This is a genomic window from Falsiroseomonas sp. HW251 (assembly GCF_050563545.1).
GTDB lineage: Bacteria > Pseudomonadota > Alphaproteobacteria > Acetobacterales > Acetobacteraceae > Falsiroseomonas.
Genome location: NZ_JBNXUM010000020.1, coordinates 1 through 26,987 on the forward strand (window position 1 = coordinate 1; position 26,987 = coordinate 26,987).

At 71.2% G+C, this 26,987-nt stretch carries 23 protein-coding genes and 1 tRNA gene; 11 read left to right on the plus strand and 13 right to left on the minus strand.

Annotated elements, in window-relative coordinates:
• Window positions 1-3 precede the first annotated feature (3 nt).
• A complete protein-coding gene (gene lipB, locus ACLF3M_RS22200) occupies window positions 4-681 on the minus strand; it encodes a lipoyl(octanoyl) transferase LipB (protein ID WP_430659168.1) in 678 nt (225 codons plus the stop codon).
• A 29-nt stretch (window positions 682-710) separates the two neighbouring features.
• Here lipB and ACLF3M_RS22205 point away from each other — a divergent pair.
• Window positions 711-796 (plus strand) — tRNA-Leu (locus ACLF3M_RS22205).
• Between the two features lie 39 nt (window positions 797-835).
• Here ACLF3M_RS22205 and ACLF3M_RS22210 read toward each other — a convergent pair.
• Together ACLF3M_RS22210 and ACLF3M_RS22215 are read right to left on the minus strand one after the other, a co-directional pair.
• Window positions 836-1,327: a VOC family protein gene (locus tag ACLF3M_RS22210; protein ID WP_430659169.1), complete on the minus strand. Its 492-nt coding sequence runs from the start codon at window positions 1,325-1,327 to the stop codon at window positions 836-838.
• Window positions 1,324-1,992 (minus strand): glutathione S-transferase family protein, encoded by a 669-nt coding sequence (locus tag ACLF3M_RS22215; protein ID WP_430659170.1) that lies wholly within the window; start codon window positions 1,990-1,992, stop codon window positions 1,324-1,326. Before ACLF3M_RS22215 ends, ACLF3M_RS22210 begins: the two co-directional genes overlap by 4 nt.
• Before the next feature lie 204 nt (window positions 1,993-2,196).
• Between ACLF3M_RS22215 and ACLF3M_RS22220 the strand changes: the two genes are divergently transcribed.
• Together ACLF3M_RS22220 and ACLF3M_RS22225 are read left to right on the plus strand one after the other, a co-directional pair.
• Complete coding sequence (locus tag ACLF3M_RS22220) at window positions 2,197-4,473, plus strand: NADP-dependent malic enzyme (RefSeq protein WP_430659171.1); 2,277 nt, start codon at window positions 2,197-2,199, stop codon at window positions 4,471-4,473.
• Window positions 4,474-4,490: 17 nt separating this feature from the next.
• Window positions 4,491-5,009, plus strand: coding sequence for a 2'-5' RNA ligase family protein (locus tag ACLF3M_RS22225; protein WP_430659172.1), 519 nt, complete (start codon window positions 4,491-4,493; stop codon window positions 5,007-5,009).
• A gap of 1 nt (window position 5,010) precedes the next feature.
• On the opposite strand, the gene ACLF3M_RS22230 is transcribed toward ACLF3M_RS22225, so the two are convergent.
• Together ACLF3M_RS22230 and ACLF3M_RS22235 are read right to left on the minus strand one after the other, a co-directional pair.
• Window positions 5,011-5,508 carry a hypothetical protein gene (locus ACLF3M_RS22230; protein ID WP_430659173.1) on the minus strand — a complete coding sequence of 166 codons (498 nt, stop codon included), beginning with the start codon at window positions 5,506-5,508 and terminating at the stop codon, window positions 5,011-5,013.
• Window positions 5,508-6,242: a metallophosphoesterase family protein gene (locus tag ACLF3M_RS22235; RefSeq protein ID WP_430659174.1), complete on the minus strand. Its 735-nt coding sequence runs from the start codon at window positions 6,240-6,242 to the stop codon at window positions 5,508-5,510. The genes ACLF3M_RS22230 and ACLF3M_RS22235 overlap by 1 nt, the downstream gene beginning before the upstream one ends.
• Before the next feature lie 44 nt (window positions 6,243-6,286).
• Between ACLF3M_RS22235 and ACLF3M_RS22240 the strand changes: the two genes are divergently transcribed.
• The 6 genes from ACLF3M_RS22240 to ACLF3M_RS22265 all read left to right on the plus strand — a co-directional run bounded on the left by ACLF3M_RS22240 (window position 6,287) and on the right by ACLF3M_RS22265 (window position 10,905).
• Window positions 6,287-6,988: a VWA domain-containing protein gene (locus ACLF3M_RS22240; RefSeq protein ID WP_430659175.1), complete on the plus strand. Its 702-nt coding sequence runs from the start codon at window positions 6,287-6,289 to the stop codon at window positions 6,986-6,988.
• Window positions 6,985-7,686 carry a hypothetical protein gene (locus ACLF3M_RS22245; RefSeq protein WP_430659176.1) on the plus strand — a complete coding sequence of 234 codons (702 nt, stop codon included), beginning with the start codon at window positions 6,985-6,987 and terminating at the stop codon, window positions 7,684-7,686. Before ACLF3M_RS22240 ends, ACLF3M_RS22245 begins: the two co-directional genes overlap by 4 nt.
• 71 nt (window positions 7,687-7,757) lie before the next feature.
• Entirely contained in the window at window positions 7,758-8,624 is an 867-nt protein-coding gene (gene galU, locus ACLF3M_RS22250; RefSeq protein WP_430659177.1) for a UTP--glucose-1-phosphate uridylyltransferase GalU, read from the plus strand.
• A gap of 26 nt (window positions 8,625-8,650) precedes the next feature.
• Window positions 8,651-10,063: a phosphoglucomutase/phosphomannomutase PgmG gene (pgmG, locus tag ACLF3M_RS22255; RefSeq protein ID WP_430659178.1), complete on the plus strand. Its 1,413-nt coding sequence runs from the start codon at window positions 8,651-8,653 to the stop codon at window positions 10,061-10,063.
• A 15-nt stretch (window positions 10,064-10,078) separates the two neighbouring features.
• Entirely contained in the window at window positions 10,079-10,432 is a 354-nt protein-coding gene (locus ACLF3M_RS22260) for a gamma-glutamylcyclotransferase family protein (RefSeq protein ID WP_430659179.1), read from the plus strand.
• 107 nt (window positions 10,433-10,539) lie between these two features.
• Window positions 10,540-10,905: a response regulator gene (locus tag ACLF3M_RS22265; RefSeq protein WP_430659180.1), complete on the plus strand. Its 366-nt coding sequence runs from the start codon at window positions 10,540-10,542 to the stop codon at window positions 10,903-10,905.
• Window positions 10,906-10,914: 9 nt separating this feature from the next.
• Here the strand turns inward: ACLF3M_RS22265 and hemN are convergent, their stop codons facing one another.
• The 8 genes from hemN to ACLF3M_RS22305 form a co-directional block, all read right to left on the minus strand.
• Window positions 10,915-12,261 (minus strand): oxygen-independent coproporphyrinogen III oxidase, encoded by a 1,347-nt coding sequence (gene hemN / locus ACLF3M_RS22270; protein ID WP_430659181.1) that lies wholly within the window; start codon window positions 12,259-12,261, stop codon window positions 10,915-10,917.
• A gap of 62 nt (window positions 12,262-12,323) precedes the next feature.
• Window positions 12,324-14,465: a glycosyltransferase gene (locus ACLF3M_RS22275; RefSeq protein ID WP_430659182.1), complete on the minus strand. Its 2,142-nt coding sequence runs from the start codon at window positions 14,463-14,465 to the stop codon at window positions 12,324-12,326.
• Between the two features lie 65 nt (window positions 14,466-14,530).
• Complete coding sequence (ugpC, locus tag ACLF3M_RS22280) at window positions 14,531-15,622, minus strand: sn-glycerol-3-phosphate ABC transporter ATP-binding protein UgpC (RefSeq protein ID WP_430659183.1); 1,092 nt, start codon at window positions 15,620-15,622, stop codon at window positions 14,531-14,533.
• Window positions 15,622-16,527: a sn-glycerol-3-phosphate ABC transporter permease UgpE gene (gene ugpE, locus ACLF3M_RS22285; RefSeq protein WP_430659184.1), complete on the minus strand. Its 906-nt coding sequence runs from the start codon at window positions 16,525-16,527 to the stop codon at window positions 15,622-15,624. The genes ugpC and ugpE overlap by 1 nt, the downstream gene beginning before the upstream one ends.
• A 160-nt stretch (window positions 16,528-16,687) precedes the next feature.
• Window positions 16,688-17,557: a sn-glycerol-3-phosphate ABC transporter permease UgpA gene (gene ugpA / locus ACLF3M_RS22290; RefSeq protein ID WP_430659185.1), complete on the minus strand. Its 870-nt coding sequence runs from the start codon at window positions 17,555-17,557 to the stop codon at window positions 16,688-16,690.
• A gap of 163 nt (window positions 17,558-17,720) precedes the next feature.
• Window positions 17,721-19,088, minus strand: a complete 1,368-nt coding sequence (gene ugpB / locus ACLF3M_RS22295) for a sn-glycerol-3-phosphate ABC transporter substrate-binding protein UgpB (protein WP_430659186.1) — start codon at window positions 19,086-19,088, stop codon at window positions 17,721-17,723.
• Window positions 19,089-19,165: 77 nt separating this feature from the next.
• Window positions 19,166-20,383, minus strand: a complete 1,218-nt coding sequence (locus ACLF3M_RS22300) for an FAD-dependent oxidoreductase (protein WP_430659187.1) — start codon at window positions 20,381-20,383, stop codon at window positions 19,166-19,168.
• On the minus strand, window positions 20,380-21,657 hold the full coding sequence (locus tag ACLF3M_RS22305) for a glycosyltransferase family 4 protein (protein WP_430659188.1): 1,278 nt from the start codon (window positions 21,655-21,657) through the stop codon (window positions 20,380-20,382). The genes ACLF3M_RS22300 and ACLF3M_RS22305 overlap by 4 nt, the downstream gene beginning before the upstream one ends.
• A 164-nt stretch (window positions 21,658-21,821) precedes the next feature.
• Here ACLF3M_RS22305 and treS point away from each other — a divergent pair, with 164 nt between their 5' ends.
• Window positions 21,822-25,079 carry a maltose alpha-D-glucosyltransferase gene (treS, locus tag ACLF3M_RS22310; protein WP_430659189.1) on the plus strand — a complete coding sequence of 1,086 codons (3,258 nt, stop codon included), beginning with the start codon at window positions 21,822-21,824 and terminating at the stop codon, window positions 25,077-25,079.
• 117 nt (window positions 25,080-25,196) lie between these two features.
• Window positions 25,197-26,960, plus strand: coding sequence for a calcium-binding protein (locus tag ACLF3M_RS22315; RefSeq protein WP_430659190.1), 1,764 nt, complete (start codon window positions 25,197-25,199; stop codon window positions 26,958-26,960).
• Window positions 26,961-26,987: the final 27 nt, after the last annotated feature.

Genomic DNA, 26,987 nt, shown 5'->3' on the forward strand with positions numbered 1-26,987 from the left:
ACGCTAAAATGCTCCGCCCGCCCCGAACACCTCCGTCCAGGCCGCCATCAGCGCGGAATCCGCCTCCTCCATCGTCGCCGTCACCCCGAGCCGGTGCAGGCTCGTCACCCCATGCTCCGCCACGCCGCAGGGCACGATCCCGCCGAAATGCGAGAGGTCGGGATCCACGTTCAGCGCCACCCCGTGCCAGCTCACCCAGCGCGTCACCCGCACGCCGATTGCGCCGATCTTGTCCTCCGTCCCGCGCGCGCGGTCCGCGACCCAGATACCGACCCGCCCCTCGCGCCGCTCGCCCCTGATGTTGAAGCGGTCGAGCGCCCGGATCAGCCATTCCTCGAGCCCATGGACATAGGCGCGCACGTCCCGCGCCTTCACCGTCCCATGCGGCTCCGTCAGGTCCAGCAGGACATACCCCGTCCGCTGCCCCGGCCCGTGGTAGGTCCACTGCCCCCCGCGTCCCGCCGCCACGGCGGGGAAACGCTTCTCCAGCAGGTCCTCGGGCCGCGCCGAGGTCCCGGCCGTGTAGGTCGGGGGGTGCTCGACCAGCCAGACCAGCTCTCTCGCCTCGCCGGCGCGGATGGCGGCGACGCGCGCCTCCATCGTCGCCACCGCCTCCTCATAGGGCGTGAGCCCGGGGGCGGCGATCCATTCGGGGGAGCGTGTTGTCGAGGCGATTGTCATGGGCTATAGGCGCGCCCTCTACCGGATCAGCGGTCGTGGCGGAATGGTAGACGCGCCAGCTTGAGGTGCTGGTGGGGGCAACCCCGTGGAAGTTCGAATCTTCTCGACCGCACCATCCGCCGGCCCGCCGGGGCCGGCGAACAGCACCGGCAGCTCAGCTCGCCTTTCGCTTCGTCCAGGCGTCGATCGTTGCCCGCGCCCCGTTCTTCGCGGGGTCCATGTCGGCGTCATGCCCCGCCGTCTTGGCCGCGAGCTCCACGACATAGCCGTTGGGATCCCGCAAGTAGATCGAGTGCATGATCCCGTGGTCCGACGGACCGCGCGCCTCCATCCCCGCCGCCTTCGCCTTCGCCAGCACGGCCTGCAGCTCGTCCGGCGAGGTTTCCATCGCGACATGCAGGTCGAAATCGTGCTGCGTCTTGAAGTCGAACTCGCTGTCCGGGACCTCGAAGAAGGCGAGGAAGCTGCCGTCCTTCAGCCGGTAGAAGCTGTGCAGGACCGAGGCGTCGCGCCCCGTCGCCGTCCGCTTGATCTCGAAGGCCTGTGCCAGCGGCATCCCGAGGAAATCCTCGTAGAAGGCGCGCGTCGCCTCGGAATCGCGGCAGCGATAGGCGACGTGGTGGAACATCTGCGCGGGGTTGCTCATGCCGCCTGCCCCCGCAGCATATCGCGCCAGCCATGGAAGCCGCCGTTGCAGGGGTTCCAGCTGGGCCGCGCCTTCATTGCCGCGATCCACTTCTCGACCCGCGGCCAGCGCGAGTAGTCCCAGCCCACGAGCTCGCCGATCGTGGCGAAGGCGACACCCATGAAGTCCGACAGGTCGGGCTCCTGCCCGCCGAGGAACGGCGCGGCGTCGGTCAGCATGTGGTCGTTCAGGATGCCGAACAGCCGCTCGGACTCCGCCTTGGCCTTCGCCAGCGCCGCCGCCTGCATCGCCGGATCCTCCCAGGCGAGGTAGGGCAGGACCTGCGGATAGACATAGCCGTAGCCGAAGTTGCGGTAGAAGGCGGTGTTGAACCAGTCCATCCGCGAATTCACCGCCGCCCGCGCGCGCGGATCGCTCGGCCAGGCCGCGTGCTTCGACACGTCGGCCAGGTATTTCAGGATCGCCGAGCTTTCGTACAGGCGGTGGCCGTCCCGTTCCTCCAGCACGGGGATGAGCTGGTTCGGGTTGATGCCGGTATAGGCCTCGCCCTTGTGCTCGCCGGCAAAGAGGTTGACGGGCACGGTCTCGATGGAAAGGCCGGCCTCGGTCGCGAACATCATGATCGGGCGGCAGGTGGTCGAGCCGTCGAAGAAATAGAGCTTCATGGCGTGTTCTCCCTCGCTCGGACCCCCGGGCATCGCCCGGGGTCGGCACGGCCTGGACCGGGCGGGGCGGTGTGCCGCGCCGTGGCGCGGGGCCCGTTCCGGGCTGCCCGTCGCACTGTCCCGCAGCCCGCGACGGCCGGCAAGCGCCGCCGCAATGTCGCCTCGGCGCCCGAACCCGCCTAGACTGTCGGCGGAGGTGCCGGGATGGACGAGGATTTCCGCAAGGCGGCGCTGGACTATCACCGCCTGCCGCAGCCCGGGAAGCTCAGCATCGAGCCGACCAAGCGCATGGCCACGCAGCGCGACCTGGCACTCGCCTACAGCCCCGGCGTCGCCGCGGCGTGCGAGGAGATCGCCAAGGACCCCGACAAGGCCTGGGACTACACCGCGCGCGGCAACCTGGTCGCGGTGATCTCCAACGGCACGGCGGTGCTCGGGCTCGGCGCGATCGGCGCGCTCGCCGGCAAGCCGGTCATGGAGGGCAAGGCCGTGCTCTTCAAGAAGTTCGCCGGCATCGATTCCATCGACCTCGAGATCGAGGAACGCGACCCCCAAAGGTTCATCGAGGCCGTGGCCGTGCTGGAGCCCAGCTTCGGCGCCATCAACCTCGAGGACATCAAGGCGCCGGAGTGCTTCGAGATCGAGCGCACGCTGCGCCAGCGCATGAAGATCCCGGTCTTCCACGACGACCAGCACGGCACGGCGATCATCGTGGCGGCCGCGGTGCGCAACGGCCTGCTGCTGCAGGGCAAGCGGATCGAGGAGGTGAAGGTCGTCAACACCGGCGGTGGCGCCGCGGCGATCGCCTGCCTCGACCTCCTCGTCGCGATGGGGCTGCGGCGCGAGAACGTGACGATCTGCGACATCGACGGCGTGGTCTGGAAGGGAAGGCCGAACACCGATCCCTTCAAGGCAGCCTATGCGCAGGACACCGACGCGCGGAAGCTGGAAGACGTGCTGGAGGGGGCGGACATCTTCCTCGGCCTCTCCGCGCCGCGCGTGCTGAAGGCGGAGTGGCTCGGCAAGCTCGCGCCGAAGCCGCTGGTGCTCGCGCTCGCGAACCCCGAGCCCGAGATCCTGCCCGAGGCCGTGCGCGCCGTGCGTCCCGACGCGATCGTGGCGACCGGGCGCAGCGACTACCCTAACCAGGTCAACAACGTCCTCTGCTTCCCCTTCATCTTCCGCGGCGCGCTGGATGCGGGTGCCACGACGATCAACGAGGAGATGAAGGTCGCCGCGGCGGATGCGATCGCCGCCCTGGCGCGCATGGAAGCCAGCGAGGTCGTCGCCGCGGCCTATGGCGGCCACGCGCCGGTCTTCGGCCAGGACTACATCATTCCCAAGCCCTTCGACCCCCGCCTGATCCTGGAGATCGCGCCGGCGGTGGCGAAGGCGGCTGCCGAATCGGGCGTCGCGCGGCGCCCGGTCGCCGACCTCGACACCTATCGCCGCGAGCTCGAGCGCTTCGTCTTCCGCAGCGGCAACCTGATGCGCCCGGTCTTCGAGGTCGCGCGCTCGCGCCCCGCGCGCGTCGTCTTCGCCGAGGGCGAGGACGAGCGCACTCTGCGCGCCGTGCAGACCGTGCTGGATGAGGGGCTTGCCGAGCCGATCCTGATCGGCCGGCGCGACCGCATCGCCGCGCGCGCCCAGGCCATGGGGCTGCGCATGGATTTCCGGGAGTCCGTGCGCGTGCTCGATCCCAATGCGGACAACGCGATCTTCGACCCGCTGGTCGCGCTCTATGTCGGCAAGGTCGCGCGGCGCGGCGTGCCGCCGGATGCCGCGACGCGGCGCGTCGGCAACCGCCCGACCGTCGCGGCGGCGCTGCTGCTGGAAGCGGGGCTGGCCGATGCCTGCCTTTGCGGCGGCACTGGCGACTGGCTGAGCCACTGGCACCACGCCTTTGACGTCATCGGCAAGCAGCCCGACGTCGCGCGGGTCTATGCGCTCTCCGCGCTGATCCTGCCGAACGGGCACCTGTTCTTCGTGGACACGCACCTGACCGTGGACCCGACGCCGGAGCAGCTCGCCGACATGACGATGCTGGCCGCCGAGCAGATCCGCGCCTTCGGGATCACGCCGAAGGCCGCGCTGCTGTCGCATTCCAGCTTCGGCGCCTCCGGCGCGCCCGGCGCGCAGAAGATGCGCCGCGGGCTGAAGGCGCTGCTGGCGCGCAACCCGGATTTCGAGGTGGATGGCGAGATGCACGCCGACGCCGCCCTGGTCCCCGCGATCCGCGCGCGCGCCGTGCCGCAGAGCCCGCTGACGGATGCCGCGAACCTGCTGGTGATGCCGGACCTCGACAGCGCGAACATCGCCTTCAACCTGCTGAAGGCCGCGGCCGAGGGCCTGCAGGTCGGCCCGATCCTGCTCGGCATGGCCAGGCCCATCCATGTGCTGGTGCCGAGCGTCACCGCGCGCGGCATCGTCAACATGACGGCACTCGCGGCAGCGCAGGCGAACGGGCTGAAGGCGGGATAGCGGACGGCGCGGCGCCGGTGCCGGTCGCCGTCACGCTGCGCCTCGACGACGCGGCGGCCGCGCGGATCGAGAGCCTGCGGCTGGCGGCGCGTGATCCCGCCGATCCGCCGCATCACGGCTATCCCGCGCATCTGACCCTGGCGGTGCTGGCCGATGACGCGCTTCCCGCGGTCGAGGCGACGCTGCCGCGCATCATCGCGCCATGGCGACGCCTTCCGCTGACGATCGCGGGTCTCGGGGTCTTTCCCATGCCGACGCCGGTGCTGTGGGCCGCCCCCGTGGTCACCCCGCCGCTGCTTGCGGCGCAGGAGGCGCTGTGCACGGCGCTCGCCGGCTTCGCCCTCGATCCGCATTATCGGCCGGGCGATTGGGTGCCGCATGTCACGTTGCAGCAGGGCGGTTCATCGTCGGCGACGGCGGCCCTCGGCCGTGCCTCGTCCGTCTGGGACGGTCCGATCTCGGGATGGCTGGATCGCGTGGAACTCGTCTCGTTCCACCCCGTGCGCGTCGTCGGCAGCCATGGGCTGCGCGGGTAACTCAGCGGAGGTCTGCGAGCAGCCAATCGTCCTGCCGCACCCGGTTCTCGAAGGTCACGCGGAAGCGCCGGCTGGCCTGCATGTAGGCCAGCAGCACCAGCATCCCCGCCGTGCCCACCAGGTCCGTCGCGACCTGCTCGGCCAGCGCATCCGACGACCCGCCATCGAGCGCGCGCCACTCCCAGAGATCGAAAGCCAGCGCGACCAGTGTCGCGACCACCACCAGCCCCGCGAAGAAGCGCCGGAAGCGGGGCCATGCGCGGAACCACAGCACCGCCACAACAAGCTGCACCGCCGTGGTGACCAGGCCGATGAGCGATTCCGCCACGGCATCCCCGCCCGCAGCCCCGGCCAGCGTTCCCGCGTCCCTGACCGCCAGCATAACCCCGCCGATCGCCGCCAGCGCGATCCAGATCGAGAAGAAGCGCAGCCACCCCCGCATGCCGTGCAGCGGATGCCTTGCCGCGACATCCGCCGGCACCTCGACCCAGCGTGCCATCAGCCCGGCATCGCGCCGTGGCGCAGCGCATGCGCCCAGTCCGGGCGGCCATTCGCCTCGGCGCGCCTGGCCGCGGCCTCGTGGTCGTAGGGAAGTGCGATCATCTCGGCCGCGCGCAGCAGGCCCTCCGCAATCTCCACCACGGCGTAGCGCGCGACCGGCGAGCCGGCCTCCGACACATGCGCCGGCGCCGTTGGATCGGCATAGGCGGGACAGCCGACGCTGCCAGGGTTCAGGACATGCCGCCCGTCCGGCAGCACGCGCAGCCCCGCGAGGTGGCTGTGCGCGCAGAGCACCAGCCCTGCCGCGACCTCGCCCAGCCGCGCCGCCACCAGTGCGGCCGGCGCCGGCACCAGCCGCCCGTCTCGGACATCCTCGAGCAGGTAGGCGTTGTCGTCCTCCGGGCAGGCGTGGAAGGCCAGCACGCCGGGGGCCGGCTCCAGCCGCACCGGCAGCGCGCCAAGCCAGGCGATGCTCTCCGCGTCCAGCGCGGCGATAGCGTGGCGGTCGGACGCGCCTTCGCCGCCCTCGCTCACCCAGCGGTCGTGGTTGCCGCGCAGCGCCGGGACGCCGCCCTCGCGCAGCACGGCCAGAGTCTCCCGCGGCCAGAGCGGGCCCGAGACGAGATCGCCGAGGTTCACCGCGGCGTCCACCGCGCGCCGGCGCATGTCGGCCAGGACGGCCTCGAGCGCCGGCAGGTTCCCATGCACATCCGCAAACACCCCGAGGCGCATGCCCCACCCTTTCCTGCCACGCCACCCGCGCCCATGTTCACCCCATGACCAACCTGCCGGACAAGCCCGGCAATGCCGCCGTCGCTGCCTTCCTCCAGAAGGTCGCCGCCATGCCGACGGTCCGGCCTGCCTCCGGCAAGCCGGGGCGGCTGATCTTCGCCATCGACGCGACGGCGTCCCGCCAGCCGACCTGGGACCGTGCCTGCCAGCTGCAGGGCGAGATGTTCATGGCAGTGCGCGACGTCGGCGGCCTGGCCGTCAGCCTCGCCTACTACCGCGGCTTCCAGGAATTCGCGGCGACGCCCTTCCTGACCAATGCCGACGACCTCGCGAAGCGCATGACGGGCGTCACCTGCCTCGGCGGCCACACCCAGATCCTGCGCACGCTGAAGCACTGCGTGGCGGAGACGCAGAAGGACAAGGTCAATGCGGTGATCCTGATCGGCGACGCGCTGGAGGAGGACATCGACCCGATCTGCCACGCCGCGGGCGAGCTCGGCCTGCGCGGCACGCCGGTCTTCACCTTCCAGGAAGGCCGAAACCCGGTGGTGGAGACCGCCTTCCGCCAGATCGCGAAGCTGTCGGGCGGCGCCTGGGCACCCTTCGACGCGGCCAGCGCCGACGCGCTGCGCGACCTGCTGCGGGCGGTCGCGGTCTTCGCCGCCGGCGGGAGGCAGGCGCTCGCGCGGCTGACCTCGGCCTCGGCGCGCGCCATCGCCGGGCAATTGCCGGCGCCCCGCAGATGACCTGGATCATCGTCGGGCTGATCGCCCTGACCGCGGTGCTGGGGCTGCTGCGCGTCTTCGCCGATGCGAAGCCCGCGCAGGTCAAGACCGCCGCGGTCTGGGGCGGCGGCATCATTGGCGCGCTCCTGCTGGGCCTGCTGCTTTGGTCGGGACGGGGCGTGCAGGCGCTGTGGTCGCTGCTGCTCTTCGGCCCGGCGATCTGGCGCACGGTGAAGGGGATCGGCGCGGCCCGCACCTTCGCTCGCGGCGGCTCGGCCTCGCCCGGCCAGGAGAGCGACGTCGAGACGTCGCACATCGCGATGGGCCTCGATCACGACAGCGGGCGGATGTTCGGCCGCGTCAAGGCCGGCCGGTTCGAGGGCGCCGACCTTGCCGAGCTCGATCTGCCGCGGCTGCTCGACCTCATGGCCGAGCTCGCCGCCCGCGACCCCGAGGGCGTGCCGCTGCTGGAAGCCTGGCTCGACCGCGCGCATCCCGACTGGCGCGACCAGGCGCAGGCCGCGCGCCCCGGCCGGGCGCCCGGGCCGATGACGCGGGAGGAGGCGCTGGAGGTCCTGGGCCTCGCCCCCGGCGCCGGTGAGGACGACATCCGCGCCGCCCATCGCCGCCTGATGCGCGCCGCCCATCCCGATGCCGGCGGCTCCGATTGGCTGGCCGCCCGGTTGAACGAGGCACGCGACGTTTTGCTCGGGGATTAGGGGGACGGGGCGCCGGTGGACGCATTAACCCGGTCGTGGCACATCCGCCCGATACAGCCAGGGACAACGCCGTGAAGCCTCTCCGGAAAGCCGTGCTGCCCGTGGCCGGGCTGGGAACCCGCTTCCTTCCCGCCACCAAGCAGATGCCGAAGGAGATGCTGCCGGTCGTGGACAAGCCCCTCATCCAGTATGCGGTGGAGGAGGCGCGCGCGGCGGGGATCGAGCAGTTCTGCTTCGTCACCGGCCGCGGCAAGACGATGCTGGTCGAGCAGTTCGACGTCGCCTACGAGCTCGAACGCACGCTCGCTGAGCGCAACAAGCAGAAGGAGCTCGCGGCGCTGCAGGCGCAGGCGCTGCCGCCGGGTTCCATCGTCTCGACTCGCCAGCAGGTGCCACTCGGGCTCGGCCACGCGATCTGGTGCGCGCGGCATTTCGTGCAGGACGACCCCTTCGCAATCATGCTGCCGGACGACCTGATGCTCTGCGAAACGTCCTGCATGAAGCAGCTCGCCGACGCCTACGAGGCGACGGGGGGTAACGTCGTCGCGATCGAGGAAGTGCCGATGGAGCATGTCTCGCGCTACGGCGTGATCGCCCCCGGCGCGACGAAGGGCAACCTTGTCGAGGTCACCGGCCTAGTGGAGAAGCCGCCGGCGGACAAGGCGCCGTCCAACCTGACCGTCATCGGCCGCTACGTGCTGATGCCGCAGGTGATGGCGTATCTGTCGAAGATGGAAAAGGGCGCGGGCGGCGAGATCCAGCTGACCGACAGCATGGCGAAGCTGATCGGCACGCAGCCCTTCCACGGCGTGCGCTATGAAGGCCGGCGCTTCGACTGTGGCGACAAGGCGGGATACCTGGAAGCGCAGGTCGCCTTCGCCCTCGCGCGCGAAGACATGGCACCCGCGATGCGCACCATCATCAAGAAATACGCCTGAGCGGCGAGCCCGGGAGCCACGACGCCATGACCGCCTTCCATCACAGCTTCGACCCGACCTCGCTGCGCGAATACGACATCCGCGGCATCGTCGGGCAGACGCTAAAGCCCGAGGATGCCTTCGCGATCGGCCGCTGCTTCGGCTCCATCGTGTCGCGCCAGGGCGGCAGCAAGGTCGCGGTCGGCTATGACGGCCGCCTCTCCTCGCCGGAGATGGAGGCGCAGCTCGTCGCGGGGCTGCGCGCCTGCGGGCTCGAGGTGCTGCGTGTGGGCTGCGGCCCGACGCCGATGCTCTACTACGCGGCCTATGCGCTGGAGGCCGACGGCGCGGCGATGGTGACCGGCAGCCACAACCCGCCGAACTACAACGGCTTCAAGATGATGCTTGGCAAGAAGCCGTTCTTCGGGAAGCAGATCCAGGAGATCGGCCGGATGGCCGCCGAGGGCGACGTGGTGCCCGCCGCCACCGGCAGCGACCGCGAGGTCGATGTCTCCGAACAGTATGTTGCTCGCATCCTGAAGGATTGGGACGGCGGCGATCGCGCCTTGAAGGTGGTGTGGGATCCCGGCAACGGCTCCTCCGCCGAGATCGTGAAGCAGCTCGTCGCGCGGCTGCCGGGCACGCATTACGTCATCAACGGCACGATCGACGGCACCTTCCCCGCGCATCATCCCGACCCGACGGTGGCGAAGAACCTCGAGCAGCTGATCACCGAGGTCGCGCAGGAAAAGGCCGATCTCGGCATCGCCTTCGACGGCGACGGCGACCGCATCGGCGTCGTGGACGACGAGGGCCACATCCTGTTCGGCGACCAGCTTCTGGTGGTGCTGGCGCGCGACGTGCTCAAGTCGAAGCCCGGCGGCACGATCATCGCCGACGTGAAGGCATCCCAGGTGCTGTTCGACGAGATCGCCAAGGCCGGCGGCAATCCGCTGATGTGGAAGACCGGCCATTCCCTCATCAAGGCGAAGATGGCCGAGACCGGCAGCCCGCTGGCCGGCGAGATGTCGGGCCACATCTTCTTCGCCGACAAGTGGTACGGCTTCGACGACGCGCCCTATTCCGCCGTCCGCCTGCTCGGCATCGTCGCGCGGATGACGACGAAGCTTTCCGCGGTCCGCGCCGCGCTGCCGCAGGTCATCAACACGCCGGAGCTCCGCTTCGATTGCCCCGACACCCGCAAGTTCGAGGTGGTGGAGGAGGTGAAGAAGCGCCTCGCCGCCGCGGGCGCGAAGGTCCAGGACGTCGACGGCGTGCGCGTGCTGACGGACGACGGCTGGTGGCTGCTGCGCGCCTCCAACACCCAGGCCGTGCTCGTCGCGCGTGCGGAAGCCAGGAGCGAAGCCGGGCTCGAGCGGCTGAAGGCGCAGATCGCGCAGCAGGTCGAGGCCTCGGGCCTCGCGGCGCCGGATTTCTCGGGCGCCAACGCCGGGCACTGATCGTTCGGGCCGAAGGTGGGCGAGGCGATCTTCGTCTACGGCACGCTGCTCGATCCCAGGGTCTTCGCCCGCTTTGCCGGCCGCACGCCGCCGCTGCGCGCGGTGCCGGCACGGCTTTCCGGGCACCGCCGCGTGCATCTCAGAGGGACGCCCTGGCCGACGCTGCTGCCTGGGCAAGGCGAGGTTGCGGGGCTGCTGATGCCGCGCCTGGCGCCGGATGCGATGCGGCGCCTCCGCGCCTATGAGGGGGCCTGCTACCGTTTGTCGCGGGTGCGCGTCGTAACCGCCCGCGGTGCGCGCATGGCCCGTGCCTGGATCGCGCCACGATGGCTGGCCGATCCGCGCCGGGACTGGGTCGCGCCTCGTTAAAACCGTTCCTCCGGCGCGATCACGCGCGAATGTGAGCGACTCCTCGGCGCATCTCGCGTTAGAGCTATCTCATTCGCGCGATGTCGTGCGTCTCGGGAGATGATCAAATGGCGATGGATGGGCGCAAGGTCCTGGTTGTCGAGGACGAGGCGCTGGTCGCCATGCTGGTCGAGGATGCGCTTCTCGATGCCGGCTTCGGCGTGATGGGCCCGGCCGCCACGGTGGACGAGGCGATGTCGCTGCTGGCGCGGGAGCGTCCCGACGCCGTGGTCCTCGACCTCAACCTGGCCGGCGAGACCTCGACTCCCGTGGCCGACGTGCTGGCGCAGCGCGGCATCCCCTATGTCATAGCGACGGGCTACGGCGCTTCCGGCCTGCCGGCGGGGCACCAGGATGCGATGGTGCTCGCCAAGCCTTACGATCCCGCGGAGCTCACGTCGATGCTCGGGCGGATCTGCAGGCAGGCGGCGTAACCAGGCCGACTACACGGCCCGGCTGTGCCGGGCCTGGCTGGCGGCGAGCCGGGCATCGAAGCAGGCAGCGACGTGGCGCACGAAGCGGCGCCCGTTCTCGGTCACCTTCAGCCAGCCATCTTCCAGGGTTGCCAGCCCGTCCTGAAGCAGCGGCGCGAGCCGTGGCTGCGCGGTCCGCATGACCTCGGCCGGCACGCGCGAGAGATCGAGTGCGAGGTCGCACATCACGGCCTCGATCAGGTCGCGGCGGACCCGGTCGTCCTCGGTCAGCGCGAGGCCCCGCGCAACGGGAAGCGTCCCCGCATTCACCGCGGCGAGCCAGGCGCGCTCATCCCCGATGTTCTGGACGTAGCCCTGCGGCAGCGACCCGATCGCACTCGCGCCCAGCCCGAGCAGCACCGGCGCGCGGTCCGTCGTGTAGCCCTGGAAGTTGCGCCGCAGCGTGCCTGTCCTGGCTGCGATCGCCATGGGGTCGTCCGGCCGCGCGAAGTGATCGAGCCCGACCGCGACATAGCCCGCCGCCAGCAGCGCACGTTCCGCTGCATCGGCCTGCTCCATGCGCGCCGAGGTGTCGGGCAGCAGCGCCTCCGCGATCGCCTTCTGCGCGGGCTTCATCCAGGGCACATGGGCGTAGCCGAAGACAGCCACGCGCGACGCGCCGAGGTCGGCGGCGAAGCGCGCGCTCGCCTCGACATGCGCGCAATCCTGGCCGGGCAGGCCGTACATCAGGTCGACATTGATGCCGGCGATGCCGGCGCCGCGCAGCCGCGTCACGGCGCTCTCCACCATCCCGCGGGGTTGGATGCGGCCGGACAGCCGCTGGACCTCCGCGTCGATGTCCTGCACGCCGAGGCTCGCGCGGTTGAAGCCGGCCTGGCCGAGAAGCGCGACGACGTCGTCGTCCAGCGTGCGGGGATCGAGCTCGACCGACAGTTCCGCATCCCCGCGGAAGGCGAAGCCGGTGCGCAGCGCGGCCATGATGCGCGCCAGCGCCGGCGCGCCGATCGCGGACGGCGTGCCGCCGCCGAGATGCAGGGACACCACGGGGAAGCGCGCGGGCAGCGCCTCGGCCAGCATGGCGATCTCGCGCAGCAGCGCATCGGCGTAGCGGCCGACCCGCGCCTCGCTGCGGGTGATCGCGGTGTGGCAGCCGCAATACCAGCAGAGCTCCTTGCAGAACGGGACGTGCAGGTAGAGCGAGAGCGTGTCGTCCGGCGCCAGCGCGCTCAGCCAGGCGTTATAGGTCGCCTCCTCCATCGCCGCGAAATGCGGCGCGGTGGGGTAGGAAGTGTAGCGAGGCAGGCTCTGCCGGGCATAGGCCTCGAGCCTGGTGCGCGGGTCGGGGAGGGCGTCCATCCGGCCAAGCTTGCCGCAGAAGGACCGCCGCGGTCCTTGCGCGGGATCAAGTTTCTGCGCCGTCAGCCCACCGCGCGCTCCAGCGCCGACAGCCGGGCCGGCAGGTCGTCTTCCAGGCACGCCATGACGGCGACGATGCCGGCGCCGACCTGCCGCTTCGCGCGGTCGCCGAGCGCGACGCCGTCGCCGGAATCGAGGTCCACCGCGATGCCCGCCGGCCCGCAGGCGGCCTGCAGCACGATGGTCGCCGTCTCGTCCTCGGCCAGCGCCAGGGCGCGCCAGGCTTCGGGTGCGGCACCGCGGGCGCGCAGGCGTAGCACGATCCCGCCGGGCGGGCCGCGCAGTTCCAGCAGCACGCGCGCCGGCGTGCCCTCGGGCGCGTCGAGCGGCAGGCTCAGCGTCGCGATGCCGTCGCGCGTCCAGCAGCCCCAGGCCTCCGGCCACCACCAGCCCAGCCCCTCGCGCACCGCCTCGCCCCAGGCGCCGGCCAGCGTCGGCGGCGGCGGCGCGGCGGCCAGCGGCAGGCGTTCGCCGGCCGGAAAGGGGGGGCGCGGCGCGGGCGCCTGCGGGGCGGCGAGATGCGCCAGCACCTCCTCGGCCGCGGCGGTCCAAGGGCGCGTCGCGGCGGCGCGGTCGATGCGGGATTCGAGCTCGGCGCGGTGGCCAGGGTCGGTCGCGAGGCGCGCGACGGTGCGCACCAGCGCCGGCAGGTCGCCCGGCGGGAAGTAGACGGCGCCCGGCGCGCCGGATTCCAGCAGGCCGCTATGCGCCGGCACGACGCAGAGCCGTCCCATCGCCAGGCTCTCGCTGACCGGCAGACCCCAGCCCTCGTGGAAGGAGTTGTAGAGCGTGAAGAGGCACTGCGCCGTCAGCCCCGCCAGCGCCAGGTCCGACACGCCAGAGACCACGCTGACCTTGCGCCGCAGCTCCGGCGATCGCTCCAGCAGGCCGAGCGCGGCTTCCGCGCGCCAGCCCGGCCGGCCGACGCAGACCAGCCGCGGCACCTGGTCCGGCGGCAGGCTGCGCAGCAGCTCGAGCCAGGCCTGGAAGACCATGAGGTGGTTCTTGCGGCTTTCGAGCGTGGCCACGAACAGCACGAAGGGCTCGCGCGTGGCGTCGAGGTCGAGCGCCTCCGCCGCGGCCAGCGCGGCATCGCGTTCGGGCGGCGGCTCGGCCGCGAGGGGGATCACAGCGGGGATCGCGTGCTGGCCGAGCGGGGCGGCGAAGTGGACGACGTCGGCGGCGGTCGCGCGCGAATTGGCCATCAGCGCATCGGCATGCAGGGCGAGGGCTGCGAACCAGCGGGCATAGAGGCGCGCGGTGAGGTCGAGGCAATGCTCCGGCATGACCAGCGGCACGCAGTCATGCAGGAAGGCGGCGTAGCGCAGCGGGACGCGGCGACGGAGCAGCCGCAGGCCGCGGAAGTAGTCCTCGACGCCCCAGGCATTGCCGAGGCTGGCGAGTGTCGCGCCGGCGATCAGCGGCGCCTCCGGCCTGACATCGGCGCGGCAGAGCAGGCCGGTCGCACGCACCCAGTCCGGATCGTCATGCGCCGCGCCGATGCGCGACAGCGCGAGGGCGCGGCGGAACAGCGCGTCGTCCACATGCCACCAGCGCCAGGCCGAGGGGTCGTACCCGACCAGGATGACGGGAGCCGGCGGCGCGGGGTGTTCCAGGATGGCGCCGAGCAGGCCCATCTGCACGCGCTGGATGCCCGTCGGCGTGCGGGCGTCGCGAAGGTAGTCCAGCAGGTCGGTCACGTCGAAGGCGAGCTGCGACGGCGGCCCGGGCGGCGCGGTGGGCAGCGCCTCGGGCGGCGCCACCGGCTCGGGCAGAAGGCGGTGCCCGAGCAGCCAGGTCTCGCGCCGCAGCAGCGGCGAGGACGGGTCGAGCGAGAGGGCGCGCGCCATGCAGGCGGCGGCTGCCCGCCCGCGGCCGAGCAGGCGCAGCGCATGGCCTTCCTGCAGGGCGGCGTCGGGGTCGAGCGGGTCGAGGCGCGCGGCCTCGCGGTAATGCGGCAGCGCGGCTTCGGGGTCGCCCTGTTCCTTCACGGCGTGGCCGAGCTGGATGTGGATCGCGGCGTGCAGCGGGCGCTGTTCGAGATAGGCGCGGTAGAAGGGCTCGGCGGCCGCCCAGTCGCCGCCGTCGCGCAGCGCGTCGGCGCGGGACAGGAGCTGGTCGGGGGTGGTGCTGGGCGTCGTCATGGGCGGCGCGACGACGATGCCCCCTCCCTTACTTCCCCCGCAACAGCGGGGGAGGGGAAGAGGCATCAGGCGGGCGCGGTTTCGCGCAGCGGCAGGCGCTGGCCCTCGCCGGAGAAGACGTGCCAGGCGGAGGGCGGCAGCGCGACGGGCAGCACCTCGCCGATGCCGCTGGCGGCGACGGGCAGGCGCGCAACCAGCACCTCGCCACCGGGGAGGCGGCCATGGATCACGGTCTCGGAGCCCAGCGGCTCGACGAGGTCGACCGCGACCGGCAGGGCGGCGGCATCGCCGGGGCGGTGCTCGACATGTTCGGGGCGGATGCCGATGACGAGATCCGTGCCGTCCGCACCCGCCGCGACGGGCGCGGCGAAGGGCAGGGTGGGGCCGGCCTTCAGCGTCGCGCCGGCGCCGCCCATCGAGACGGCGGCGTGCAGGAAGTTCATGGCGGGCGATCCGATGAAGCCCGCGACATAGGTGTCGGCGGGCTCGCCCCAGACCTGCATCGGGGACGCCACCTGCGCGGCGCGGCCCTTGTGCATCACCACCAGCCGGTCGCCGAGAGTCATCGCTTCCACCTGGTCATGCGTGACGAAGAGCGACGTCACGCCGAGCCGCTTCTGCAGGCGCCGGATCTCGGCGCGCATCTGCACGCGGAGCTTGGCGTCGAGGTTCGACAGCGGCTCGTCGAAGAGGAACAGCTTGGGCTCGCGCACGATGGCGCGGCCCATGGCCACGCGCTGCCGCTGCCCGCCCGAAAGCTGGCGCGGCTTGCGGTCGAGCAGCGGCCCGATCTCCAGCATCTCCGCGGCCTCGGCCACGCGCTTTCGGATGTCGGGCATCTTCAGGCCGCGGATCTTCAGGCCATAGGCCATGTTCTCGAACACGCTCATATGCGGATAGAGCGCGTAATTCTGGAACACCATCGCGATGTCGCGGTCCGCGGGCTCGAGCTGCGTGACGTCGCGGCCATCGATGCGCACGCTGCCGGAGGTCGGCGATTCCAGCCCGGCGACGATGCGCAGCAGCGTGGACTTGCCGCAGCCCGAGGCGCCGACGACGACGATCATCTCGCCATCCGCGACCTCAAGGTCGATGCCGTGCAGGACCTGGGTCTGGCCGAACTGCTTCTTGACGGAGGAAAGCGTCAGGGTCGCCATTACTTCTCGGTCTCCGTCAGGCCCTTCACGAACCAGCGCTGCATGAAGATCACCACGCCCACGGGGGGCAGCAGCGCGAGCACCGCGGTCGCCATGATGACGTTCCACTCGTTCTGCGCGTCGCCGTTGCCGATCATCTTGGTCATGCCGACGACGACCGTCTCCAGGCTCTTGTCCGTGACGATCAGCAGCGGCCAGAGATACTGGTTCCAGCCATAGATGAAGAGGATGACGAAGAGCGCCGCGATGTTCGTGACCGACAGCGGCAGGACGACGTCCTTGAAGAAGCGCATCGGCCCGGCGCCGTCGATCTTCGCGGCCTCGACGTATTCGTCGGGGATGGTGAGGAAGAACTGCCGGAACAGGAGCGTCGCGGTGGCCGAGGCGATGAGCGGCACGACCAGCCCCGTCATGCTGTTCGACAGGTTCATGTCGATGATGACCTGGTAGGTCGGCACGATGCGGACCTCCACGGGCAGCATCAGCGTGATGAAGATCAGCCAGAACGCGACCATGCGCCCGGGGAAGGAGAAGAAGACGACGGCATAGGCCGACAGCAGCGAGATCGCGATCTTGCCCACCGCGATCAGCACCGCCATGGACAGGCTGTTCCACAGCATCAGCCAGGCCGGCACGCCGCCCGTGGTGCGCACCGCGTTGCCGCCGGTGGTCCAGGCCGAGACGTAGTTCGCGATGGCCTGGGACCCGAACCAGAGCGGGACGTCGCCGCGGCCGATGGTGCTGACGTCGTGGGTGGAGCCCACGAGGGTGATCCAGATCGGGAAGGCGAAGACGAGCACGCCGGTCGCGAGGATCGCATGCGCGATCCAGCGGCTCCTCGCGTGCCGCCGCGCCGTGGCGCGGGCGAGGGCGATGTCCTCGGCGGTGTGGTCGCGCATCAGCATGGCGCGATTCCTAGAGAATGGGCGCTGGCGGACTGCCGCACTTCAGGCAGGCCGAGCGCGCGAACGCGCGCCGCGCACAAACCGACAGCCGTGCCCAGTACGACCGCCGTCTGCGCGAAAGCCAAGGCCGCGGAGCGGCCGCCCGGCGTCTGAGGGCACATCAGTAATGCACCTTCCGCTCGATGAACCGGAACTGCACCGCGGTCAGCGCCACCACGATCGCCATCAGGATCACGCTCTGCGCGGCGGAGGAGCCGAAGTTCAGGTTCTGCACGCCGTCCACATAGACGCGGTAGATCAGCGTCGTCGTCGCCTGGCCGGGCCCGCCGCGGGTCAGGGCATGTATCGTGCCGAAGGTCTCGAAGAAGGCATAGACCAGGTTCACCACCAGCAGGAAGAAGGAGGTCGGCGCAAGCAGCGGGAAGATCACCGTCCAGAAGCGCCGCATCGGCCGCGCGCCGTCGATCGCCGCGGCTTCCAGCACGCTGCGTGGGATGGATTGCAGCCCCGCGAGGAAGAAGATGAAGTTGTAGGAGACCTGCTTCCAGGCCGCCGCGATGATCACCAGCAGCATCGCCTGGTTGCCGTTGAGCTGGTAGTTCCAGTCGAACCCCATCTGGTTCAGCAGCCGGCCGAACAGACCGATATGCGGGTGGAACATGAAGAGCCACAGCACGGCAGCGACGGCGGGCGCGACGGCGTACGGCCAGATCAGCATGGTCTTGTAGACATCGGCCCCGCGGATCGCCTTGTCCGCCTGCACCGCGAGGAAGATCGCCACGCCGAGCGCGAGCACCGCGACCGAGGTCGAGAAGACCGCCGTGTTCCAGATCACGCCGATGTAGTTCGGGTCGGCCAGGATCTCCGCGAAGTTCTCGAAGCCGACGAAGTCGCGCGACAGGCCGAAGGCGTCCTCGCGCAGGAAGGAGCCGTATATCGCCTGGCCCGCGGGCCAGAAGAAGAAGATGCCGGTGATGATGAGCTGCGGGAGCAGCAGGAGGTAGGGCAGCGCCACTCCCTTGAAGATCACCTTTTTCCGCAAGGGTGCCGCCTCCGCCGCAGTGCGTTTCCCTCTCGAGGGGGAGGGTGGGGGTGCGAGGATGAGTGACTCGCCTGACGAAGCACCCCCACCCCATCCCTCCCCCGCTTGCGGGGGAGGGAGCCTCATGGGCGGGAGAGGTGGCGCGGGCCGCTCAGCCCGCGCGGTTCGCGCGCTCGAAGTTGCGCAGGACCTGGTTGGAGCGCGTGACGCTCGCCGCCAGCGCCTGCTCGGCGTTCTGCTGGCCCTGGAAGGCCTTCTCCATCTCCTCCGACATGATGTCGCGGATCTGGACGAAGCCGCCGAGGCGGATGCCGCGGGTGTTCTCCGTCGTCGGGCCGCGCAGCATCTGCTCGATCGGCACGTCGGCGCCGGCATTCTCGGGCTTGGCGTAGAAGCCGGTGGACTTCGCGTAGTCGAAGCCGGACCGCGTGATCGGCAGGTAGCCCGTGTCCATGTGCCACTTGCCCGCGATGTCGGGCTTGGCGGTGTAGGCGAAGAACTCGGCGATGCCGCGCTGCTCGGCCTCGCTGCGCGGGGCGTTCGGGCCGCCGTTCATCACCCAGAGGCTCGCGCCGCCGATGATGGAATTGGCCGGCGCGTTCCGCACGCCCTCGTAGTAGGGCAGCATCGCCACGCCCCAGCGGAACTGCGCCTCGCGCTGGACGCGCGCGCGGAAGCCCGAGGAGGTCGTCATGATTGCGCAGCCGCCCGAGGGGAAGAGCGGCTCGCCGTCGCTGTTGCGGCCGCCGTAGCGGAACAGTCCGTCCTTCGACCAGTTGATCAGGTTGCCCCAGTGGCGCTGCATCAGCGGGTTGTTGATGCTGAGCTCGGTGTTCATGCCGCCGAAGCCGTTGCCGAGCGTCGCCAGAGGGGTGTCGTGGATCGCGCTGAAGTTCTCGACATGCACCCAGGTCGGCCAGGCCGTGGACAGCGGCACCGCGACGCCGGCGGCCTTCATCTTCTTCAGCGCCTCTTCCACGCCCTGCCAGGTCGCGGGGAACTGGTCGGGGTTGAGGCCCGCCTGCCGGAAGGCGTCCTTGCTGTAGTAGACGATGGTGGTGGAGGAGTTGAACGGCATCGACATCTGCTTGCCGTCGGCCGCCGCGAAATAGCCGCGCACGCCGGGCAGGAAGTCCTCGAAGTTGACGGCAATGCCGGTACGGGACAGCAGCTCGTGCACGGGGATGATGGCACGGCCGGCATTGATCATGGTGCCGGTGCCGGCTTCGAACATCTGCACCAGGCCCGGCGCCTGGCCCGCGCGGAAGGCGGCGATCGCGGCGACCAGCGTCTCGGGGTAGGAACCCCGGAAGACCGGCACGATCTTCGCGCGGCTCTGGCTCGCGTTGAAGCCGGCAACGAGCTGCTCGAGCAGGCCGCCGAGCGGCTGGCTGAGCCCGTGCCAGAACTGGATCTCGGCGGGCGCCTGCGCGAGGGCGGGGCGGGCCAGGGCGCCAAGGCCGAGCGCGGCGGCGCCCGTCATCAGGTTACGGCGGAACATCAGGCTTTCCTCTCCCATGAAGCGATGATCGCGGACTGCTATCGGGGCCGCGTTGCGCACCTTTTACAGTTTTATGACGGCGCTATGAAGGGGCCTCATTCGACCTTTGCCGCGGCCCGCAGCCCGCTGATCATGGACGATCTCAGCAGCTGCTCCCTCGCCAGTGCGGGGTCGCCCGCGATGCGCTGGAGGTCGGCCAGCATCGCAGCGCGCCGTTCCGGGTCGGTCTCCCGCATGCGGGCGCGGTTGCGGTCGGCCTGGGCGATGATCTCGCGCTCCGCCACCGGGCGCCGGCGGCGCGTGTAGCGGTCGAGCAGTCCGTCCCCGGCCTCGCCGCGCCAGACCGGCGCGAGCGTCGCGGCCAGTTCCATCGCGTCATGGATGCCGCCGTTCATGCCCATCCCGCCGGAGGGGCTGTTGAGATGCGCGGCGTCGCCGGCCAGCAGCAGGCGGCCGCGGCGATAGGTCTCCACGATGCGCTGGTGGATGCGGTAGGGGCGGAGGTCCGGCACGTCATAGGGCGTGGCCTTGGGATGGATCGCCTGCAGCTTGCGCTCGATCGCCTCAGGGCGCAGCGCGTCCTCAACGCTCTCGCCCGGCGCGGGATAGAGGCTGGCGCGCCATTTCCCCGGCACGCGCAGCAGGCTGAAGGTGCCGCTGAAGGCCGGGTGCTGCGTCCAGACGTAGTTGACGTTGGACAGCCCGTCGAAGGCCTGGTCGAAGTCGAAGGGCGTGGTCGCGAGGATCGTCGTCTCGGGGTAGGTGTCGCCGGGGAAGTCGATCCCCATCGAGCGCCGCACCGCGCTGCGCGCGCCGTCGCAGCCGACGGCGTAGGGCACGCGCAGCGGGTCTAAGCCCTTGCCCGACAGCGTGACGCCGTCTTCGTCCTGCGCGACCTCCTCCACGCGGGCACCGAAGCGGAGTTCCACCGTGCCGGCATGGTCCGCGCGCAGCCGCGCCAGCAGCAGGCGCGAGAGCCTCCACTGCTCCGCCTGCAGCCGGTAGGGATGCGCGGTGTCGTCGCGCAGGACCGAGAGGTCGAAGACCGCGCGCGCCCCGTCCTCGTGCCGCCGGACCTGCCAGGTCGGTGTCACCAGCCCCTGCGCGATCAGCGCCGCCGCGACGCCGAGCCGGTCCAGCATGTCGAGCGTCGGGGGGTGGAAGGTGGAGGCGCGCAGCTCCTCCGAGATGTCGGGCTCGGCCTCCAGCAGGATGCTCGGGATTCCCAGCGTCGCCAGGCGGAGCGCCAGCACCAGCCCGACCGGACCCGCGCCCACGATGGCGATCCGCTGCTCCGCCGGGCGCCCGGTCATGGCGCGGTCTCCGCCACGGGCTCCAGCCCCGCGGCCAGGCGCTCCACGAGCTCGAGCTGGCGCGGCAGGCAGACCGTGCGGAGGTCGTAGCGCTCGACCACGCTGCGCCGTCCGGCCTCGGCGAGATGCGCATGGCCCTTCGGGTCGTCGAAGACCTTCAGCACGGAAGCCGCGATCGCCTCGGGAGCGAAGAAGGGAACGAGCAGCCCGTTCACGCCGTCCTCGATCACCTCCTGCACAGGCGGCGTGGCCGATCCCACCACCACGGCGCCGCAGGCCATGCTCTCCAGCATCGACCAGGACAGGACGAAGGGATAGGTGAGGTAAACATGCGCCCGCGTCACGCGGAAGAGGTGATGCAGGTCGTCATGCCCGACGCGGCCGGTGAAGTGGATGCGCGACAGGTCGAGCTGGCCCTCGAGCTCGCCCAGCACCTTCTCGCGCCAGGTCGCGGCGCCCTCGGGCTTGCGGCCATAGGACACCTCGTCCCCGCCGACCACGATCGCCTGCAGGTCGCGCCGTTCCTTCTGCATGATGGCGAGCGCCTTCATGAAGGACGGGAAGCCGCGATAGGGCTCGAGGTTGCGCCCGACATAGGAGATCACGGGATCGCCCCGGCGGAACTCGCGGCCCTCCGGCGTGCGGAACACCGCGCCGTCCCGCGGCGCGCAGCGCTGGGTGTCCACGCCTTCGTGCAGGATGGTGATGCGCCGGCGGGCCCAGCCGGGGTAGCGGCTCCATTGCCAGCGCGTCGGGCTGACGCCCCAATCCGCGGATTGCAGCGAGATCAACTGCGTCGCATTTAGCGCGCGCACCCGCGCCGCGTCGTCCAGCGTGACCTGCTGGGTGGTGTCGAAGCCGAGGTCCTGGCCGAAGGCGTTGTAATAGAACTCCCAGTAATAGAGCGTCTTCGCCTGCGGGAAGACGTCCTTCAGGAAAAGCCCGTCGCCCCAGCCGGGGTGGCAGACGATGACATCGGGGCGGAAGCCTTCCTCGTCGCGCATCTGCACGAGCCGGTTGGCGATCACCTGGCCACGCCGCACCGCCGCCTCGAGCGAGCGGATGTAGCGGTGCGTCTGGTCGCCGGCCCCCTTGGGCGTGCCGTAATGGATGTAGCGCACGCCCGGCGCGCTGTAGCCCGGCTTCTCGCCCATGCCCCAGACCTGCACCCCCGCGCGCTCCGCCAGGATGGGGGCGAGGTGGGCGTACTGGCCGGGGAAATTCTGGTGCACGAACAGCGCGCGCAGCGGTCGGCGTGGCTGGAAGGCGGTCATCGTCGGTCCGGTGGAGTCCTCGGGCCGAGGCTGCGGGGTGGCCGGGGCAGGGTCAAGCCGGGCGGTCCCGGAACGGTCGGCGCGGCGGCGCGTTCACCCTGCCTTCTCCGGGGCCTTCTCCGGAGGCGTTCCCCGCAGGACGGGGCTCGGGACCGGGGCAGGGCATGGCAAAGCGGCGGCGGAAGGAAGCGGGGCGGGAGCCCCTGTGGTGGCGCGACGCCGTCATCTACCAGCTCCATCCCAAGTCCTTCATGGACGCCAACGACGACGGGATCGGCGACTTCGCGGGGCTGATGGCGCGGCTCGACCATGTCGCCGGCCTCGGCGTGGACGCGATCTGGCTGCTGCCTTTCTACCCCTCGCCGCTGAAGGACGACGGCTACGACATCAGCGACTACACCGGCGTCCATCCGGACTACGGCAGCATGTCCGACCTGCGCCGCTTCATCGACGCCGCGCATGAGCGCGGGCTGAAGGTGATCACGGAGCTCGTCGTCAACCACACCAGCGCCGACCACCCCTGGTTCCAGCGCGCCCGCCAGGCGCCGCCCGGATCGAAGGAGCGCGCCTGGTATGTCTGGTCCGACGACGACAAGCGCTATGCCGGCACGCGGGTGATCTTCTGCGATACCGAGCCCTCGAACTGGAGCTGGGATCCCGTCGCCAAGGCCTATTACTGGCACCGCTTCTACAGCCACCAGCCCGACCTCAACTTCGACAACCCGCGCGTGCTGGCCGCGGTGCTGCGGGTGATGCGCTTCTGGCTGAACCTCGGCGTGGACGGGCTGCGCCTCGACGCCGTCCCCTACCTCGTGGAGCGCGAGGGCACCAGCAACGAGAACCTGCCGGAGACGCATGCGATCCTGCGGCGGATCCGCGCGGAGCTCGACGCGAAATACCCCAACCGCCTGCTGCTGGCCGAAGCCAACATGTGGCCCGAGGACGTGCAGCAGTATTTCGGCGGCGGCGACGAGTGCCACATGTGCTTCCACTTCCCGCTCATGCCGCGGATGTACATGGCGGTCGCGCAGGAGGACCGCTTCCCCGTCACCGACATCCTGCGCCAGACGCCCGACATTCCGGACGGCTGCCAATGGGCGGTGTTCCTGCGCAACCACGACGAGCTCACGCTCGAGATGGTCACGGATGCCGAGCGCGACGCGCTCTGGTCCGTCTACGCCGCGGAGAAGCGCGCGCGCATCAACCTCGGCATACGCCGGCGCCTCGCGCCGCTGATGGAGCGCGACCGGCGCCGGATCGAGCTGATGAACGGGCTGCTGCTGTCCATGCCCGGCACGCCCGTCATCTACTACGGCGACGAGATCGGCATGGGCGACAACGTGTATCTCCGCGACCGCGACGGGGTGCGCACGCCGATGCAGTGGTCGCCCGACCGCAACGGCGGCTTCAGCCGCGCCGACCCCGCCGCGCTGGTGCTGCCGCCGATCCAGGACCCGCTCTACGGCTTCCAGGCCGTCAACGTGGAAAGCCAGATCCGCGACCCGTCGAGCCTGCTGAACTGGACGCGGCGGATGCTGGCCGTGCGCAAGCGCACGCGGGCCTTCGGGCGCGGCGGGATGCGGCTGCTCTACCCCGGCAACCGCAAGGTGCTGGCCTATCTGCGGGAGCACGAGGGGGATGTCGTGCTCTGCATCTTCAACCTCTCTCGCGCGGCGCAGGCCGTGGAGCTCGACCTGTCGGAGCATGCGGGCCATGTGCCGGTGGAGATGCTGGGCGGCACGCCCTTTCCGCCGATCGGGCCGCTGCCCTATGTGCTGACCCTGCCGCCGCATGCCTTCCACTGGTTCATGCTGGCGCAGGGCGCCGCGCTCCCGCCCTGGCACGTCCCGGCGCCGGAGCCGCTGCCGGAGCTCCGCACCCTCGTGGTCCGCCCCGGCGCGGAGCGGCTCATCGCCGAGGCCCGCCACATACTGGATCAGGACGTGCTGCCGGCCTGGCTGCCGCTGCGCCGCTGGTTCGCGGCGAAGCAGCGCGGCGCGAAGGGCGCGCGGCTGGCGCTCGCCGTGCCGATGCCGGCGCCGGCGGGCGAGCTGCTCGTCCTGGCGGAGGTCGAGGCCGCCGACGCACGCTGGGCGCTGCCGCTCGCCCGCATCGGGGAGGAGGAGGCCGCGCGCCCCGCCGGCCAGCTTGCCCTCGCGCGGCTGCGCCAGGGCGCGCGGGTCGGCCTGCTGACCGACGCCGCGGCGACCGAGGCCTTCCCGCGCGCGGTGCTCGCGGCCTGCCGCGCGGGGACGGAGGTCGCGACCGACCAGGGCGTCATCCGCTTCCGCGCCACGCCGGCGCTGGCCGCCCTCGAGATCCCCGACGTGCCGGAGATCCGCCGCCTCGGCGCCGAGCAGTCGAACAGCTCCGTGGTCATCGGGGACTCCGCGGTGCTGAAGGTGCTGCGCCGCATCCATCCCGGCCTGCACCCCGAGGCCGAGATGGCGCGCCACCTGACGGCGCAGGGCTATGCCGGCGCGCCGCCCCTGCTGGGCGAGGTGGTCAGGGAAGCGCCCGACGGCACCCCGCATACGCTGATGCTGCTGCATGGCTTCGCCCGCAACCAGGGCGACGCCTGGGCCTGGACGCTGGACTGGCTCGCCCGCACCGTGGACGAGGCCGCGCTGACCGAGGCGGAGCCCGACGACCCGCTCGGCGGCTACCTGCCGCTGGCTGAGGCGATCGGGCGGCGGCTGGCGCAGCTTCACCTGGTCCTCGCGCGGCCGAGCGACGACCCCGCCTTCGCGCCGGAGCCGGGCGACCCGGAGGCCTGGGCCGAGGCCGCGATCCGCGAGCTCGACGCCGCGCTCGACCTGCTGGGGCGAACCGGCCTGGCGACCGGGCAGGACGAGCCGGTGGCGGCCTGGCTGCGCGCGCGGCGCGAGCCCCTTCGCGCGGCGCTTCGCGCGATCGCGCCGGCGGCCGCGGGCCTGCCCGCGACCCGCATCCATGGCGACTTCCACCTCGGCCAGGTGCTGGTCGCACCCGGCGACGCTGTGATCCTGGATTTCGAGGGCGAGCCCGCGCGGGCGCTGGAGGCGCGGCGCGCCAAGTCGAGCGGCTGGCGCGACGTCGCGGGACTGCTGCGCAGCCTGGACTACGCCGCTGCGGTTGCCGCCGTGACGGAGGAGAGCGGCACCGCCACCGCTGCGCCGACGGGGCGCCGGACGGAGCTGATCGCCCGCTGGCGCGAGGCCGCGGGCGCCGCCTTCCTCGCTGCCTATCGCGCGGAATGGGACGAGGTGCCGCCGGGCGCCGAGGCCGCGCTGCGCCTCTTCCTCGTCGAGAAGGCTGCCTACGAGCTGGCCTATGAGGCCGCGAACCGGCCGACCTGGCTGCATGTGCCGCTGCACGGGCTCGCCGTTCTGGCTAAAGATCTCCTGGGGGAAGATCAACCTCAGGATGAAAAATCACATTGACGTGAATATCGTATACACGTAGACGTGAGCGCGCCGGCCTTTTTCCGCCTTTGGCGGGAAGACCGGCGGCGCCGCGGCCCACCGGCGGCGTCCCTGTCCACGGCCAGGGAGCCCCTGATGAACCTGAACGTCCTTGTGCGCGGCCAGTCCAATGCGATCCTGGCGATGGAGGCCAATGGCTGGGCCGGATCCGGCGCCCTGCAGGCCGAGGTCGCCCGGCTACTAGGCTTCGACGGCACGCATGACACGGTGAGCCTGGTCTATGACCGCTTCGACCAGAACGCCTCCACCGCCTTCGGCGGCAGCGCGCTGATCGGCGACTGGCTGACCGCGCGCAACGGCGATTGGCGCCAGGGCTGGACCAATGCCTTCGACGAGAACTCGCTGCTGGCCAAGGTCGGCGGCCTGCCGGCCGACCAGAGGGACGACCCGACTGCGACGCTCTGGTTCCACAGCGAGAACGACAGCAAGCGCGGCGACCTGACGGCCGAGGAATGGATGTCGGCGGTGCGCCACGACGCGCAGGCGGTGCGCGCGGCGCTGGGCCAGGATGCCTCCACCACGCCCTATCTCTTCGTCTCCGCCATGCCGTATTGGGGGACGGAGCAGGGGCACGACGCCATCCGCCTCGGCATGGAGCAACTCGCGCGGGACGCGTCCTTCAACGGCGGCATCGCCGCGCGGGCGCAGGACACCGACATCGACTACGACGACCTCGACGGCAACTGGCAGACCCGCGACTACGGCGGATCGCACATGGACGCCGAGGACGGGATGCAGACGCTGATGCGCGCGGCCCGCGCGATCGCCGAGAGCTTCGCGTCCTACGCCAGGCCCGGCTCGCCGGTCGCGGCCGCAGGCGGGAACATCGACGACCTCGGGCCGCAGGTCGTGCGTGCCGCGCTGGTCGGGCCGAACCAGGTCCAGGTGGATGTCGCGCATGACCAGGCGCATGGCTTCCAGGCGCTGGACGCTGACGCCGCGCATGGCGTGGGCTGGACGGTGGCGCAGGGCGGGCAGGAGATCCACGCCACCGCCACGGCGGTGGTGGACGCCGACACGCTGGTCGTGACCTTCGATGCGCCGGTCTCGGCGGACGGCACGCTGTTCTACGCGCATGGCTATGGCCGCCTTGCCGGCGCCGACGGCACGGGGCGCGGCAACGCCGTCTATGACGACCAGGGCATGCCGATCTGGGTGCAGGCCGATGGACTGAGGATCGGCACCACGGGCGCGCCGCTCGAGACCTCCGGCACGACCCCGCCGGCCGCCTCCGGCACGACCCCGCCGGCGGGCACGGAGCCTGTCCCGCCGCCGGTCGCCGACCCCGGGGTAATCTCGCCGCCGCCCGTCGTGCCATCCGGACTGAGCCTGATCGGCACCGCGGCCTCCGACAGCCTGTCCGGCGGGACGAATAACGACACGATCATCGGTGTCCTGGGCCGCGACACGCTGGCGGGCGGGGACGGCGCGGACTGCCTGATCGGTGGGGCCGGCGCCGATTCCCTGATGGGCGAGGTCGGCCGCGACACGCTGGTCGGCGGCGAGGGCAATGACTGGCTGCGCGGCGGGAAGGGGGCGGACCTGCTGCTGGGCGGCGCCGGCAACGACTGGCTGCGCGGCGGCGCTGGCCCGGACACGCTGACGGGCGGCGACGGCACCGACCGCTTCGTCTTCGGCCGCGGTGAAGGCAAGGACGTGATCACCGACTTCCAGCACGGCACCGACATCCTGCGCTTCGAGGGTATCAAGGAGGTCACGCAGGCCGTCGCGACGCGTGACGGCGTCGACGGCCTGGCGCTGACCATCGCCACGGGCCAGGAGGTCTTCCTGCAGGGCGTGACCACGACACTGCCCGGCAGCGATTTCGTGTTCGCCTGAGGGGTTCGCGCCGCGGTTGGGGTCGAA